General features: G+C 54.6%; 12 protein-coding genes. 6 read left to right on the top strand and 6 right to left on the bottom strand.

The genetic code is table 11. From position 1 onward, the window contains the following. Positions 1 to 162 precede the first annotated feature (162 nt). The 3 genes from WG929_RS04320 to WG929_RS04330 all read right to left on the bottom strand — a co-directional run bounded on the left by WG929_RS04320 (position 163) and on the right by WG929_RS04330 (position 3,154). Positions 163 to 1,407, bottom strand: a complete 1,245-nt coding sequence (locus WG929_RS04320) for an ABC transporter substrate-binding protein (RefSeq protein ID WP_369856593.1) — start codon at positions 1,405 to 1,407, stop codon at positions 163 to 165. Between the two features lie 162 nt (positions 1,408 to 1,569). After that, positions 1,570 to 2,739, bottom strand: a complete 1,170-nt coding sequence (locus WG929_RS04325) for a benzoate/H(+) symporter BenE family transporter (RefSeq protein WP_416205041.1) — start codon at positions 2,737 to 2,739, stop codon at positions 1,570 to 1,572. A 22-nt stretch (positions 2,740 to 2,761) separates the two neighbouring features. Beyond that, positions 2,762 to 3,154, bottom strand: a complete 393-nt coding sequence (locus WG929_RS04330) for a RidA family protein (protein WP_369856591.1) — start codon at positions 3,152 to 3,154, stop codon at positions 2,762 to 2,764. A 455-nt stretch (positions 3,155 to 3,609) separates the two neighbouring features. Between WG929_RS04330 and WG929_RS04335 the strand changes: the two genes are divergently transcribed. From WG929_RS04335 to WG929_RS04355, 5 genes are all read left to right on the top strand, one after another. Next, positions 3,610 to 5,577, top strand: a complete 1,968-nt coding sequence (locus WG929_RS04335; RefSeq protein WP_416205042.1) for a sigma-54-dependent Fis family transcriptional regulator — start codon at positions 3,610 to 3,612, stop codon at positions 5,575 to 5,577. A 288-nt stretch (positions 5,578 to 5,865) separates the two neighbouring features. Next, complete coding sequence (locus WG929_RS04340) at positions 5,866 to 6,765, top strand: transporter (RefSeq protein ID WP_416205043.1); 900 nt, start codon at positions 5,866 to 5,868, stop codon at positions 6,763 to 6,765. A 10-nt stretch (positions 6,766 to 6,775) separates the two neighbouring features. After that, entirely contained in the window at positions 6,776 to 7,324 is a 549-nt protein-coding gene (locus WG929_RS04345) for a gluconate 2-dehydrogenase subunit 3 family protein (protein WP_369856588.1), read from the top strand. A gap of 28 nt (positions 7,325 to 7,352) precedes the next feature. Next, entirely contained in the window at positions 7,353 to 8,900 is a 1,548-nt protein-coding gene (locus tag WG929_RS04350) for a GMC family oxidoreductase (protein WP_369856587.1), read from the top strand. 44 nt (positions 8,901 to 8,944) lie between these two features. Further along, the gene (locus WG929_RS04355) at positions 8,945 to 10,420 is read left to right on the top strand and encodes an aldehyde dehydrogenase family protein (RefSeq protein ID WP_416205044.1); all 1,476 of its coding nucleotides are present in this window, start codon (positions 8,945 to 8,947) and stop codon (positions 10,418 to 10,420) included. 134 nt (positions 10,421 to 10,554) lie between these two features. Here WG929_RS04355 and WG929_RS04360 read toward each other — a convergent pair whose 3' ends face one another. The 3 genes from WG929_RS04360 to WG929_RS04370 form a co-directional block, all read right to left on the bottom strand. Further along, the gene (locus WG929_RS04360; protein WP_369856585.1) at positions 10,555 to 10,701 is read right to left on the bottom strand and encodes a hypothetical protein; all 147 of its coding nucleotides are present in this window, start codon (positions 10,699 to 10,701) and stop codon (positions 10,555 to 10,557) included. Positions 10,702 to 10,876: 175 nt separating this feature from the next. After that, positions 10,877 to 11,440 (bottom strand): DUF2889 domain-containing protein, encoded by a 564-nt coding sequence (locus WG929_RS04365; RefSeq protein ID WP_416205151.1) that lies wholly within the window; start codon positions 11,438 to 11,440, stop codon positions 10,877 to 10,879. Between the two features lie 90 nt (positions 11,441 to 11,530). Further along, complete coding sequence (locus WG929_RS04370; RefSeq protein WP_416205045.1) at positions 11,531 to 12,469, bottom strand: LysR family transcriptional regulator; 939 nt, start codon at positions 12,467 to 12,469, stop codon at positions 11,531 to 11,533. Positions 12,470 to 12,582: 113 nt separating this feature from the next. On the opposite strand from WG929_RS04370, the gene WG929_RS04375 reads away from it, so the two are divergent. Then, positions 12,583 to 14,511, top strand: a complete 1,929-nt coding sequence (locus tag WG929_RS04375; protein WP_369856582.1) for an FAD-dependent monooxygenase — start codon at positions 12,583 to 12,585, stop codon at positions 14,509 to 14,511. The last annotated feature ends 144 nt before the right edge of the window (positions 14,512 to 14,655 follow it).

A 14,655-nucleotide genomic window follows, 5' to 3' on the forward strand; every position in this document is an offset into this window, starting at 1 on the left:
TAACGTAAACCGCTTGGTCTTCTCGTCCCCCCACTCAAAGTAAAAAATCCCGTATATCGGGATCAATTTCACATACGCACAAAAATTAGCACACCAAACAACAGCCACAAAAAAGGGCCCGAAGGCCCAAACAAGTGTCAACAAATTGTCGAGCGATCACACTTACTGCAACTGCTGCGGCTTACCGGCGGCTTGTCTGGCAGCCGTCCATTCCTGCTGTGTTTGAGCTGCCATATTGCCAGGCAAGCTCAGCAGGATGTCAAAGTAGTCCTGATAAAAACGGTCTTTCATCGCATCGTTACGGGTTTTGACTTTGACCACATGTACCGACTGCACATTCTGGTGATCAAATCCGCGCCAGGTTTGCTGATCTTTGAGGCCGATGTAGGTGTGATCTTCCAATGCCTCGATCAGGCGCTCGCTATTCAGGCTGCGCGCCCGTTCAACAGCGTCCTTGAACTGGTAAACAATACTGTAAGTCGAGGCAGCGGAGCTGGAGGGGTAATTCTCGTAGCGCTCGGTAAAGGCATCGACAAAATGGATGCCCTTCTCAAATCCATACTGGTACGGCAGCCGCCAACACCAAGGCACCGTACTAACGACGCCTTCCAACAAGCCAACACCAGTTACCCGAACGGTGTCCAGAGTCAGTCCCGGCACAATAATCGTCATGGTTTTTTTCAGTTCCATGGTGTGCACCAACTGCATCGCCACCGCCAGATCATCCCCCGCCATCGTGAGTACCATCACTTCTGCACCGGACTGCTGGGCAGCGTCCAGAGCAGCCTTGATCTCACTATGCTTGGGCCGAGGAAATGGCACCAGATAACCGGGGTTCACATGGTTGTCGTCGGTGTTGGTGAAGCTGCGCATGGAGGCTTCGGTCGAATGCCCCCAGGAATAGTCCACCGTCACATACACCAATCGTTTACCCGCCAGGCTCTGGTTAAGATAAAACGACAGCGCCTTGCTGCTCATCCAGGCGTTGTAAGACTCCCGAAAGATATAACGGTGCCCTTCTGCCCCGGTGGTCGCATTGGCGTAGGAATGGGCACTGAAAAACAGCAGGCCTTGCTTTGCCGCTTCCTTGCCTGCAGTAATCGCTACCGCACTGGAAACACCACCAAAGACCATGGACGCCCCCTGATTGGCAACCGATTTCACAGCGGCGACGGCTTTGTCCGGCTTCGACGCAGTATTTTCCAGCAGTAATTCTAACGGTCGCCCCAGTACCCCGCCCGCTGCGTTAATTTCTTCCACTGCCAACAAGGCAGCACGCGCTTCCGCAATGCCCATTTCTTTATAAGGGCCAGTATAGGGATACAGGAAGCCGAGTTTGATCGGCTCGGCAGCAACAGCAACAACGCCGTTAAGCAATAACAGGCCGCTAGCAATAAGCGCAGCCATTCTCCGCAATGAGGAAATCAGCATAGTGTCCTTTTTTCTTATTGTTGTTATCAGTTACTGTCCATTCAAAACGATCGGGTAACACCACGCTAGCCAGCCGCTGCACACTCATAGCCATACCCTGCACACTCGCATACCCTGCACACTCGTAGCCAAGGCTGCTCAGCGTGTCTTGCGACGCAGCAGATTGGTGAGTACAAATACGGCAGTGCCCAGTACCACCCCCCAAAACGCCGAGCCAATACCATAAATACTGATGCCAGAAGCGGTGGTCATAAACGCCACCAGCGAAGCATCCAGATGCCCTTTTTCTTCCAATGCCACATTCAGGCTGTTACTGATAGCACCGAGCAAGGCCAGTCCAGCAATAATGGCGATCATCTCGGTCGGAAAGCTGGTGAAAAACAGCACAATGCTACCCGCAAACAAACCACCTACCAGATAAAACACACCATTAGCAATACCGGCGATATAACGCTTGTCCGGTTCCGGGTGCGCATCCGGGCTGGTACAGATCGACGCAGTAATGGCCGCCACCACCGTGGTGATACCACCAAACAGGGCCGTGGGAATCGACATCAACGACAGCGCCGTAATCACCGGGCGGGTAGAGACCTGATAACCGGCGGTTTTCAGAATCGCAAAGCCGGGCAGAAACTGCCCCGTCAGGCTGACAATCACCAGTGGCAACGCCAGGCTCAACGTCGAGCCAATACTCCACTCAGGTATAATCACCGTCGGCGTTGCCAACTCCCAACGCAGCTGGCTGAGATCCGCATGCAGCACCGTGAACGACAGGGCAAACCCGAGTCCCACCAGCAACACCAAAAAGTAGCCCCGGCTGAAAAACTTGAACACCACAAACGCCAACACCATGATCGTTGCCACCACCGGAGTCGACTCCAGAGTGCGGAATGCCCCAAGGCCAAAATCAAACAGAATACCCGCCATCATGGCACCTGCCACCCCACGGGGAATCAGATGCACCACCCGATCAAACAAACCACTGATGCCAATAAAAAACAGCATTACCGCCGCTGTCATATAAGCACCAATCGCCTCATTCAGAGACAATTCGGGAAACAGGGTAACCAGCAAGGCGGTTCCTGGTGCCGACCAGGCCGTAACCACCGGCACCCGCAGCCAGGCGCTGAGGCCAATACTGGTCACCCCGGCACCGATGGAAATTGCCCACACCCAGGAAGTCATCATCTCATGAGAGATATTGGCACTGTCGGCCGCCTGAAACACAATCGCCAGTGGCCCGGAATACGACACCAGTACAGCCATCAACCCCGCAATCAGCGTGGATGCAGAGACGTCTTTGATCATCTGTCAGGCTCCTGCGATCGAATCAGTTGAGTTGAGCGATGCCTTTCACTTCCAGAAAATAGCCCGGCGCACCACACAAGGAAGCAGCCCCGATTGCCGTCCAGGCGACGTAGACACCCTGCAAATAACGATCGCGCACCTGCATAAACAACGGCAAATCACGCATATCGGTGTGGAAACTGGTCATCTCAACCAGATTCTCGAACGATCCACCCGCTGCTTCTAACACTCGCTTCATATTCTCGAACACCATAACAAACTGGGCTTCTTTATCGACCACCAGCTGACGTTGATCATCGCGGCCGATCTGACCCGAGATATAAAGCGTATTACCGGCCAGTACCGCCGGAGCATAGCCGATGTCATCACGAATAAATTCCATGCCTTCTGGCACAATAAGGTGTGGTTTTTTCATAACAGTACCCGGTAAACGCCATAGTTATTTGTGTTGTTGTATTTATCAAAGAAAGTGGCGTAAACGCAGGCTAGCCGGGCAAGATACTCCGCCACTATCCATATCACGCCAATTTGTATCCGCATACTGCAACGCCCTCGAGTCAGGCAAGCTAAAGAGGCCATCTATATAATCATAATCCGGTGCCCGCTCTGGGCTTACGGATGGTTTTGAATCACGAAGCCGGTTTACAGAATTAAATAGATGGTTCCTATAAAGACTTGACGGCAGCCCATTCGCAGGAGTTAGCTTGAGAATCCAGTCGCGGACAAGCCTCCGACAGACAAGCGGAGGCAGGCTCATACATACCCATGCCAGCCAATAACACCGCCAGATCATCGAGTGATGATCATTGGTAAGATCATAAAAAGTGATCACCATAGCCAACATAAATAACAACAAAGGCTTCAGCAGAAATGAGTAACCTTATCGACCTGCGCCGACACTTTCAGGAAGGCCGATCCGTCGCCGACAACGCCCTCGACCGCCATATTTTCCAGTCCTGGCAACGCTGTGCCTCCATGGGGCTGGATATGATGGGTAAAGCCGACTACAACCTCCTTGATGGCCGCGCCCTCGACCGGGTACTCGACCGCAATACACCTCTGCTGCAAGCCGCCGAACCCCACGTGCAATGGCTGCAACAGGCTATCTCACGAGCCGGATGGTCGATATTACTCACCGACAGCCAGAACATTGCCATACGCTCGGTGCGTTCCAGCCAGCTACAGGACGTCCGTATCGACAGTGCCTTTAAAGTCGGCACCCTGCTGAGCGAAGCCGCTATCGGCACCTCCGCCATGTCGTGTGCCCTGACTGACCAGCGTTTCACCCGCGTCTACGGCTTTGAACACTACAACGAATATCACCGCCAGTTTCACTGCGCTGCCACGCCGATATTTGACCCACGGGGCAAGGTCTGCGGTGTGCTGGATATCACCAGTGCCAACCCGGACAGAAACGAAGGTGTCTTTCTGCTGTTGCAGCAATGCGCCCGCCAGATCCAGACCGACATGATCCGGCAGCTTCCCGACAGCCTGCCTATCGTCCTGAGTTCCACACCCAACGCAGGGTCAGGCGGCGACGCCATGGTACTGGCGGTTAACCCCGCCGGTTATATAACCGGCGCTAACCGGCTGGCCTGTCAGATGCTGGGATTGCAGTTGCAAGACGACCGCAGGCTGCATTTCGAACATCTGTTCGATAACGCCTCAGCAGATTTGAGCCGCCTGCAGCAAGGCAACCTGCCGCTGCGACTACACAACGGCATCACCCTGTTTGCACAGATTCCAGCCACTATCCACAGCACCACCATCAACAGCGCGCGCATCCGGCACCCACCCGGATCAGTCCAGGCAGACAAACAGACGGCAAGCACCCTTTTTGGAGACACCCGCATCAACGAGAATCTCACCAAAGCCTGCCGGGTCATCACACGCCTGCCGATTCTGCTGCAAGGAGAGTCCGGCACCGGCAAGGAAGTGGCAGCCACTTACCTGCACAACAACAGCGCTGCCGCCGACGGCCCACTGGTATCGCTGAATTGTGCCGCTATCCCGGAAAATCTGATCGAAAGCGAACTGTTTGGTTATCAACCCGGTGCCTTTACCGGTGCCAACAAGCGCGGCCAACTCGGCAAACTGCGCGAAGCCAATGGCGGCACTCTGTTTCTGGATGAAATAGGCGATATGCCAGCCGCTCTGCAAACCCGCTTGCTGCGTGCACTGGAAACCCGCGAAGTTGCCCCGCTTGGCGGCGGCCCAGCACAAGCGCTCAACTTCCAGCTGATTTGCGCCACCCACCAGAACTTGCCACAACAGATCGAAAGCGGCACCTTCCGTCTCGACCTCTACTACCGCATCAATGGCTTCAAGCTCACCTTGCTACCGCTGCGCGAACGACAAAACGTGCTGGCATTGGCAAACACGTTGCTCGCCGACCTCCGCCAGCCCAATCAGCAAGACAGTCGATTGATCGTTCATCCCGCTGGCCGTAGCCTGACGCCAGAGCTGCAGCGTTTCATTGTGCAATTCCCCTGGCCTGGCAACGTACGCCAGCTCAAACACGCGCTGATTTATGCCGACGCACTGGCCGAATCCGCAGCACCGCTCACTCTCGCCGACTTGCCCGAAGAACTGACTACCGGTTACGCACACGCTCAACCAACGGAACTGACCAATCAATACGCCACCGAATACCAACCGCTCGGCAGCCCAACGCAACACTTGGCACACAGTCTCTCGCAACCGGAGCACAGTCTTAACGGCGAAAATATTCGCCTGATCGAAGAGACCTTACGGATGTATGACGGCAACGTCAGCAAAGCCGCCAACCACCTGGGCGTAGCGCGCTCAACGATTTATCGCAAACTGGGGAAGGTGTGACACGGGTAAAACGCATTGACGGATATCGGGGATAAATCCTCTCCTACAAAACCGGCATCAAATGATCGGTGCCGGGTGCACACCCTGGCAAACCGGATACGCCAGTGAGTCACTGCAGCATTCTGCAACACTGCCTGCCAGACAACTCCAACTCCACTGTTGCAACCTGCAACACTCCTACCACTAGCATCAAATAACCCATTGTTTTTAATAGTATTTATTTTATGGCCCGACACTTGCTCAATAATTTTGACCAGTGATAAAAAATATAACAACAAGGGTACATTCATGACCAAATCTATGCTGCGTGCCGCCGTGGCCACCTCTGCATTGTGTGTTTTAGCCACCAGCGTTTCCAACACCGTTTCTGCCGCCCAGGTGGCTACCGACCCTGGAGACTACAGCCCGGCTCCAGCTGGAGTGGATCTGGGGTTGTTATATCTCCAGCATGCCAGCCGTACATCGGTGTATGCCGATGGCAAAAAAGCACCGATCGAGGCCGAGTTAACCACCGATATCGGTCTGTTGCGCTGGGTTCATTTTATGGAAATTGGCGGCATGATTGCCGATCCACAGGTGATTTTGCCCTTCGGCAAGGTCGATCTGGGCAAACCACTGAATGGCTTGCCTGCAATGTCGGCCAGTGGTGTCGGCGACCCGATTGTCGGCGGCACCCTGTGGGTGATGAACAATCCGAACACACACAAGTCTGTGGGCTTAACCGCCCTGCTGTCGTTGCCACTGGGCGATTACGACGCGGATCAGGGCCCGGTGAATGTCGGTGAAAACCGTTACAAGCTGATCACTCAGGCGGCCTATGTCACACCACTGACCGACACAATGAGCCTGGATGTCATTGCGGAATACACACTGTTCGGCAACAACGACGACTTCCTCGGTTTTACCCGCAAACAGGCCGCCCAATACGGCTACCAGACTCATTTTAGCTATCACCTGTCAGACCAGACCCGTCTGGCTCTGTCGTGGTTTCAGGATTTCGGAGGTGAAACCACCGTCGCCGATACCAAACAGGACGACGCCCTCAACAACACGCGCTGGCAGCTGGGTGTAGCACATTTCTTTGCGCCGGATAAACAGATTCTGCTGCAGTACAGCCAGGATCAACATACCGAGTCAGGCTTTCAGGAAGACAGCCGCTTGAATCTGCGTTTGCTGAAAATTTTCTGAGGAACCGCTTATGAATAACCTTTCTCTGAATCGTCGCCGTTTTCTGCAAGCGGCCAGCAGTATTGCCGTGGCCGCCGCGAGTTTGTCGGCCACCAGCAGCGTGGCAGGAATTTTAACCGCTGATAACAAAATGAGCGCTCTGGAGCGCCAGCTGTTGCAGAAAATGCTGAATATCTCATTACCCACCAAAGGCAGCACACTGGTTGATCCGGCGACCTTGCCGGTGCTGGATGTGCTGGAAAGCGCCTTGCTGGCAGGTATGGCGGCCGATATTCGTGCCGGTTTGCGCGGTGGTATTGGCTACTTCAATGACAGCGCCAAAGCCGAATATGGCAAACCATTTGTAGCACTGAGCGACACCGACGCCACCCGCTTTGTCGATGCCTGGACCGATGGCAACACCGAACCACAACGGGCACTGGCCATGGGCCTGAAAAAACTCACCGTGCTGGCCTATTGGGCCATCCCCAACAGCTGGGCACCGCTGGGGTATGACGGCCCGATCAGTGATCGAGCCGGTCTGAAATCATTGGGGAATACCCCGGAACCCCGTGGTTAATATCGCGCTTAATGGAAAGGTGAACACTATGACAAACCAGGCGAATACCCTGAATATTCACACCGCCGCCGATATTGCCAGCGGTGAATTGAATCTGAAAGCCGATGTATTGATTATTGGCTCTGGTGCCGGTGGTGCCATCAACGCCTATGAGCTGGCCAAAAAAGGCAAAAAAGTGCTGGTGCTGGAAGCTGGCCCTTACGTGCCGTCCAGCCAGTTCAAGGAAATGCTGGCGGTGGCTATGGGCACCCTGTACGCCGATGAAGGCGGCCAGACCAACACCGATCAGGACATCTCGATCCTGCAGGGCCGCTGCGTTGGGGGTTCAACCGTCGTCAACGCAGCCTTGTGTTTCCGTACCCCGGATTATTATCTGAAAATCTGGCGTGAACAGTTTGGCCTCACCGACCTGACACCAGAGCGTATGAAGGGTTACTTTGACAAGGTCGAAGCCAATCTGCACATCACCCCCAACGCCGCCTACGAAACCAGCTCCGGTGCCGAGCTGATCAAAAAAGGCATGCAAAAACTGAATATTCCCGCCGGTATTGCCAAACGCAATATCCGTGACTGCGCCATGACCGGCTTCTGTTTCTCCGGCTGCAAGACCGATCGCAAACAATCCATGCTGGTCACCTATTTGCCCTGGGCCTGCAATCACGGAGCCGAGATCTACGCCGACACCCGCGCCTCACGGATTGTCGCGGATAACGGTAAGGTAACGGGTGTTCTGGCCGAAGTCGTTGACCCCAAAACCGGCAAGGTCAAAACCACCGTCAATATTTCAGCAACGCTGGTCGTGCTGGCGGCCGGGCCCATTCAGACCCCCATTATTCTGCAGCAGTCGGGGCTGGCCAACAGCAGTGGCCAGGTAGGCAAGAACTTCGCTTGCCACCCGACCATGTCAGTAACTGCCATGTTCGACAAGCCGATTGATGACTTCCACGGTGCCACTCACTCGGTTTATGTCGATACCAATATCCTGCCGGAAGAAGGCGGATTCCTGCAGCTCAACGCCGTACAGGAGCCGGTAGAAGCCAGTTTTCAGGCCGAACCAGGTACGGGCAAGCCCTATGTTTCCTATATGGAAAAGTACCCCAACAGCATGCGGTTGATTACGCTGATTCACGATAAAAACGTCGGCGAAGTAAAACTGGTAAACGGTGCCAAACAGATTATCTACCGTGTCGATGATAGTGACTTTGAGCATATGAAGCAGGGGCTGAAACAAAACGCCCGCATCCTTTTTGCCGCCGGAGCCAGCTACCTGTACCTGCCCACCTCCAACCGCACTCTGATTGAAAACGAGGGCCAGATCGACCGCGTCATCGACGGCCTGAATAACGAAGCCTCGCGCTACCGTTACACCTCATTCCATCCGCAAGGCACCTGTCGTATGGGAGCCGACCCCAAAACCTCGGTGGTCAGCCCCAGCGGTGAAACTCACGACATCAAAAACCTCTATGTGTCTGACGCCAGCCTGCTGCCGACCTCCATTGGTTATAACCCGTCGGAAACCGTGTACGCGCTGTCGTCGCTGATCGCCGACAACATCATCAAGCGTCATTTTTCATAATTTCCACCAACTGAACGAGCAAGGAAATGCTCCCGGAGCCTGTTATGAGCCAACTGAATGCCATTCAAAATGCCGACTGCCAGTTTTATATCGGTGCAACAACCAACCAACAAACCGCCTTTAACGGCGCACACTATCCCCTCACAGAAGTGGCAACCGGTGCCAGCCTTGGCAGCATCAAACTGTCGAGCCAAGACGATACCAATGCCGCCATTACCCGCGCCCACAATGCCCAGGCAAGCTGGGCAGCCACCAGTTTTGCAACCCGCGCCGCCGTTATACGCCGCTTCGCCCAACAGCTGGAACACAACGCCGACCTGATTCATGCCTGGAACGCCCGCGAATGCGGCTCGATTTTGCCCAAGTCACAATGGGAACTGAAAGCCTGTATCGATCAGGCCTATATGAGTGCCGACCTCACCCTGCAACCCAGTGGCGAGATTTTCCCATCCAGCATACCCGGCCGTGACAACCGCTGGATTCGTGTGCCAGTGGGTGTGGTTGGCGTGATCTCGCCGTGGAACTTTCCGCTGCTGCTGTCGTTACGCTCGGTGCTGCCCGCACTGGCGTTAGGCAACAGCGTGGTGCTGAAACCCGACCTGCACAGCTCGGTCTGCGGCGGTGTGCTGATTGCAGAATTGTTGCAAACGGCCGGTCTTCCCGATGGCGTCTGCGAGCTGGTACTGGGCGGTGGCGATAGAGGCCAGCAACTGGTCGAACACCCGTCCGTTAACATGATCGCCTTCACCGGCTCCACCGCCGTTGGCAGAACTATTGGCGAACACTGCGGCCGCACGCTGAAAAAATCGTCACTGGAACTGGGAGGCAACAACGCCTACATCGTCTGTGACGACGCCGACCTCGTCAGCGCCGCCTCCTGCGGTGCCTGGGGTTCATTCCTGCATCAGGGGCAAATCTGCATGCAATCGGGCCGCCATATCGTCAGCAACCATGTACTGGATGCCTATGTTGAAACCCTGGCACAACGCGCACGCAATCTGGTGACTGGCAACCCCTTTACCGAACAGGCCCACCTGGGGCCACTGATCAACGACCGTCAGGCCGACCGCGTTATGCGTCTGATAGAAGAATCGGTTGCGATGGGGGCAGAAATCGTCTGTGGCGGCACACGTAATGGCCGTTTTATCAGCGCCACCGTGATCCGTAACGTCACCCCGGACATGCCCATTTACAAGGAAGAAATCTTCGGCCCGGTGGCTCCGGTGATTGGTTTTGATAGTGACGCCGACGCCATTGCCCTGGCCAACAACACCGACTACGGCCTCTCGGCTGCCATTCACAGCAGTAACCCGGTACGCGCCAACGCCATGGCTCAGGCCATTCACGCCGGAATGGTTCATATCAACGACCAGACCGTCAATAACGAGTATCAGGTGCCGTTTGGCGGTATGAAAAGCTCCGGCAACAGCGGCCGTTTTGGCGGCCCCGCCAATCTCGATGAATTCACCGCACGCAAATGGATCAGCAGCATGGCGAACGGCATTCAGTACCCGTTCTGAATGCCATTTAGCTTCCTGATGTATTGATTAGATTTAGGGCCTTCAGGCCTTCTTCTGATTCAGCGCTGGAGAGAAGAGTAAAGGGGGCATCTATTTAATCCGGTGCCCGCTCTGGGCTTGCGGATGGTTTTGAATCACGAAGCCGGTTTGCAGGCCTGACGGGTCACGTCAACAACCGGCGACACCGAGTCGGAATCATCCGGCAGCCCCCGGAGGGCGCGGGTTGCCGCCGTCCAGTGCGGTGTTGGCGAACTTGAAAAGAACTCGTCATTTCGCGGCATTCGCCGCCTTGCCCTGATCACCAGCAACACTCGCGCAGAGCCGTGCAGGATTAAATAGATGTTCCCTAAAGGAAGATGACACTTCTCGAATATCGTATTGTCGGGGCCAGGTATAGAAACTCGCTGATTTGACTCAAATTAACCTCTCAACTTGCTTCGTGGGTTTGGTGCCCGGTTAATCCGTAGCGGTGTTCCACACCAGGGTGTCAGCCCGCCCACCGTCACGATAGCCATAACAGGTATTGGCCATTCGTTTACGGTTCGCCGGGCTATCAGCGAATCCCGTCTGGAATTCCAGCCGGTAGCCTTGCAGGGTCTGGAATGCGGCGGTCGCCAGTACTGGCAGCAGTTCAGTGAGATGGGTGCAGGCGTGCTGACGGCCCAGGGTTTCCTTGACGTCGTTGATCCAGCCGGAGCGGATTTTCATCCCGACCAACAAATCATAACGGGGGGCTGCTCCATGACAATCCTGATAGGGAGTCGCACGCATAGCCGCACGAACCTCACGAATCACCAGCCGATCATCCACCACCAGAGTCAGGGTCATATCGTGCAGCGCATCACCAATAATCAGGCAACCTCTGTCCGGCAGGTTAGCTTCATAGCCCTTGGTGTCCAGCAAGGTGCCTTCTACTTCCCATAAACCGTCGCTGCGCAGGTAACCCTGAACATCAATCTGGCGGCGATGTAATGGCGTACGGGTAACGGGGCTGGCTTCTTCAGTTATGGCTGACTCCAGCGTAGTAGCCGAACTCTCTACACTATCCCGTCCACGCCAACCCGTCCGCCCGTTCCGTTGTTAACGATCTTGCACAGCCAAAAAGTACTATCACAACCCCAGCTCGAACTCTCCCACCGTTTTATCCAACCCCATTACCCAAGCCCGAATAAACTCACGTACTTTCTGACTGTCTGGCCGTTCACTGTCTTCCGCTCGCCACCACAATGCAATATCGCGGCGGGCGCTGATCTGACCTTCGACCTGAATCATTTGTTGCGGATCAATTTCAGCGGTCATCAGTGCCAGTCGGGCGGGCAGCCGTACTACCATATCGGAGGTATCCAGCAGGTGAATGACTGAGCGGATACCGCCGGTAAAAGCGATACGAACGGCTTGCTGGGCGGCCGGGTCTTCCACACCAGACAAAAAACCGGCGCTGGCACCAGCAATCAACCAGCGGTGCTGTTGCAGTTCTTGCGGGGTTACCGGCTGTTGCCGACCCAGTAAGGTCGATTGTTTACCCACAAAAACGCCGGAGCGATCGCGGAATACCACTTCCCGCTCCAGTGATCCCTTGCGCCCGGATGCATGCACCACCGACAGATGAGCCGGAGCCAGGAGAAAGTCCAGCTCACCGTTTTGCATCCATTCGATCTGAGTAGCAGCAGAACCCACCCGGCAATGAAAGACATAACGACTCTGCTTCAAAAACCCGGACGTCATCTCGGCCACGGTAGCGTATTCCCATAACGGGTCGATGCCGATGGTGAACTGGTTATCGTAGCCCGAGTGCCACTGCCGGATCACTTCATCGCCCTGCTCGGTTTCCGCCAAAATTCGTTCACCCACCAGGGCCAGTCGGACGCCAATTTCTGTTGGTGTCACACCATAGCGGGTACGCTTTAATACCGGCGCACCCACACGCATTTCCAGCTGCTGCAAAGCGCGAGTCAGAGTCGGTTGGGTAATAAACAGCTGTTCGGCGGCAGCACTGATCGACCCTTGTTTGACGACCATTGCCAGTTGTTTCAACAAGTTAGGATTCATATATGCAAATTCTTTACATCTTAAATTAAAAACCAATTTTTGCTGATATATAAAGCCAAGTAAAGTGATCCAGAACAATACAGAAAAACAACAACAGCGACAGGAACACTACGATGCAATTTCATCTTAACGGTTATAACCCAGGCGACCCTCGTTTTTCCGACCCTCAGGATGCGGTTGTGCCACCGCCAATCAAGCGTCCGTTACCAGAGTGTGTCGATGTCATGATTGTCGGCTGTGGCCCTGCCGGGCTGAATCTGGCGGCGCAGCTATCACAGTTCGGGAATATCAAGACTGCTATCGTCGATCTGAAAGACGACCGCTTATTGGTTGGCCAGGCCGATGGTATTGCCTGTCGCACTATCGAAATGTTCCAGGCGTATGGTTTTGCCGAACAAATTCTGCAGGAAGCCTACCAGGTGCACGAAGTGGCTTTCTGGAAACCGGATGCCAACAAACCAGATGAAATTGCTCTCAGTAGCAAAATTCAGGACGTTGAAGATGATCTGTCCGAGATGCCACACGTCATTATTAACCAGGCACGGGTGCACGATCAGTTTCTCGACGTCATGCTGCGCAGCCCCGGCAAAGTCGAACCTTATTACTCTCGTAAGCTGTTAAATATAGAAGTGGATGAAAATGCCACTGAATACCCGGTTACCCTGACCTTCGAACGCGCACTCAACTACTCCGTTAACATTCAGACAACGGAAGTCGTCAAGGCAAAATATGTTGTTGGTTGTGATGGCGCTCGTTCCACTGTGCGCAAGGAGATCGGCCATGAACTGGTCGGCGACGCCCTCAACCAGGCGTGGGGGGTAATGGACATACTGATGGTGACCGACTACCCGGATATTCGGGTGAAGAGTGTCATTCACTCCAGTAACGAAGGCAATATGCTGATTATCCCTCGTGAAGGGGGTTACATGGTTCGCCTCTATATCGAGCTGGATAAACTGGCAGAGAACGAGCGTATTGCCCGCGACAAGATAACCAAAGACTATCTGATCGCTGCCGCCAAACGCATCATGCAGCCGTTCACCCTAGATGTGAAAGAAGTTGTCTGGTGGAGCGTGTATGAAATCGGACAGCGCTTGACCACCGCCTTTGACGATTCAGCCGAAGGTCGTCCGGCCCATGTTTTCCTCGCCGGAGATGCCTGTCACACCCACAGCCCGAAAGCAGGACAGGGTCTGAATACGTCGGTGATGGATACTTGGAACCTGGGCTGGAAAATGGCCCACGTTCTGAATGGCAAGGCCGATGCCGAGCTGTTAAAAAGCTACTCTGCCGAGCGTCAGGTTATCGCCAAACAGCTGATCGATTTCGATCGTGAGCTGTCGAAAATGTTCAGTACCAAGCCAAAATCCCCTACCAACCCCGATGGTATTGACCCGGCGGACTTCCAAAAATACTTCGAACAATTTGCGCGTTTCACCGCCGGTACAGCGATTCGTTATAACCCGTCCAAACTGGTAGGCACGGGTGAACACCAGCAACTGGCAACGGGACAAACCCTGGGCATGCGTTTCCACTCAGCTCCTGTGGTACGCCAGGCTGATGCACGGCCAATGCAATTGGGCCATTGCATCACAGCCCGGGGGAAATGGTATGTTTTTGCCTTTGCTGGCGAACAGCAACCCCTGTCAGCCGAGTGTGGCGTGAAAGCCCTGTGTGAATTTCTGCAACACGACCCGGCATCTCCGATCAGAGCTCACACACCACAAAACGCTCCTCTGGATGACGTGATCGATGTGCGAGCTGTATTCCAGCAGCACCATCGTGATGTCAATGTGTCGGCGCTGCCAGACATTCTGATGCCCCTCAAGGGCAAATTCGGCCTGCGCGACTATGAAAAAGTATTCTGCGTCGACAACCGTCCGGAATCCTCAGGTGGTGGCAAGAATATCTATGACATGCGCGGCATCAACAAGGAGCAGGGCTGTATCGTTATCGTACGGCCGGATCAGTACGTTGCCGATGTGCTGCCGCTGAATGATTACTCCAGTCTGACAGCCTTTTTTAAAGGCGTGTTGAAGTAAGTAACCGCCCGCTGTTCTCTAAACCCCCGTGAGTGATTATTCACCGGGGGTTTGTGCTATCCCGCTATCCTTTAGTGTCCCACAGCCAGCGACCAGAATTGGATGCAGATATTCTCGATCGTGGGTAAGGCCGCTCGCTGAATG

The sequence above is a fragment of the Oceanobacter antarcticus genome (genome assembly GCF_044962685.1).
In the GTDB taxonomy this organism is placed as follows: Bacteria; Pseudomonadota; Gammaproteobacteria; order Pseudomonadales; family Oceanobacteraceae; genus Oceanobacter; species Oceanobacter antarcticus.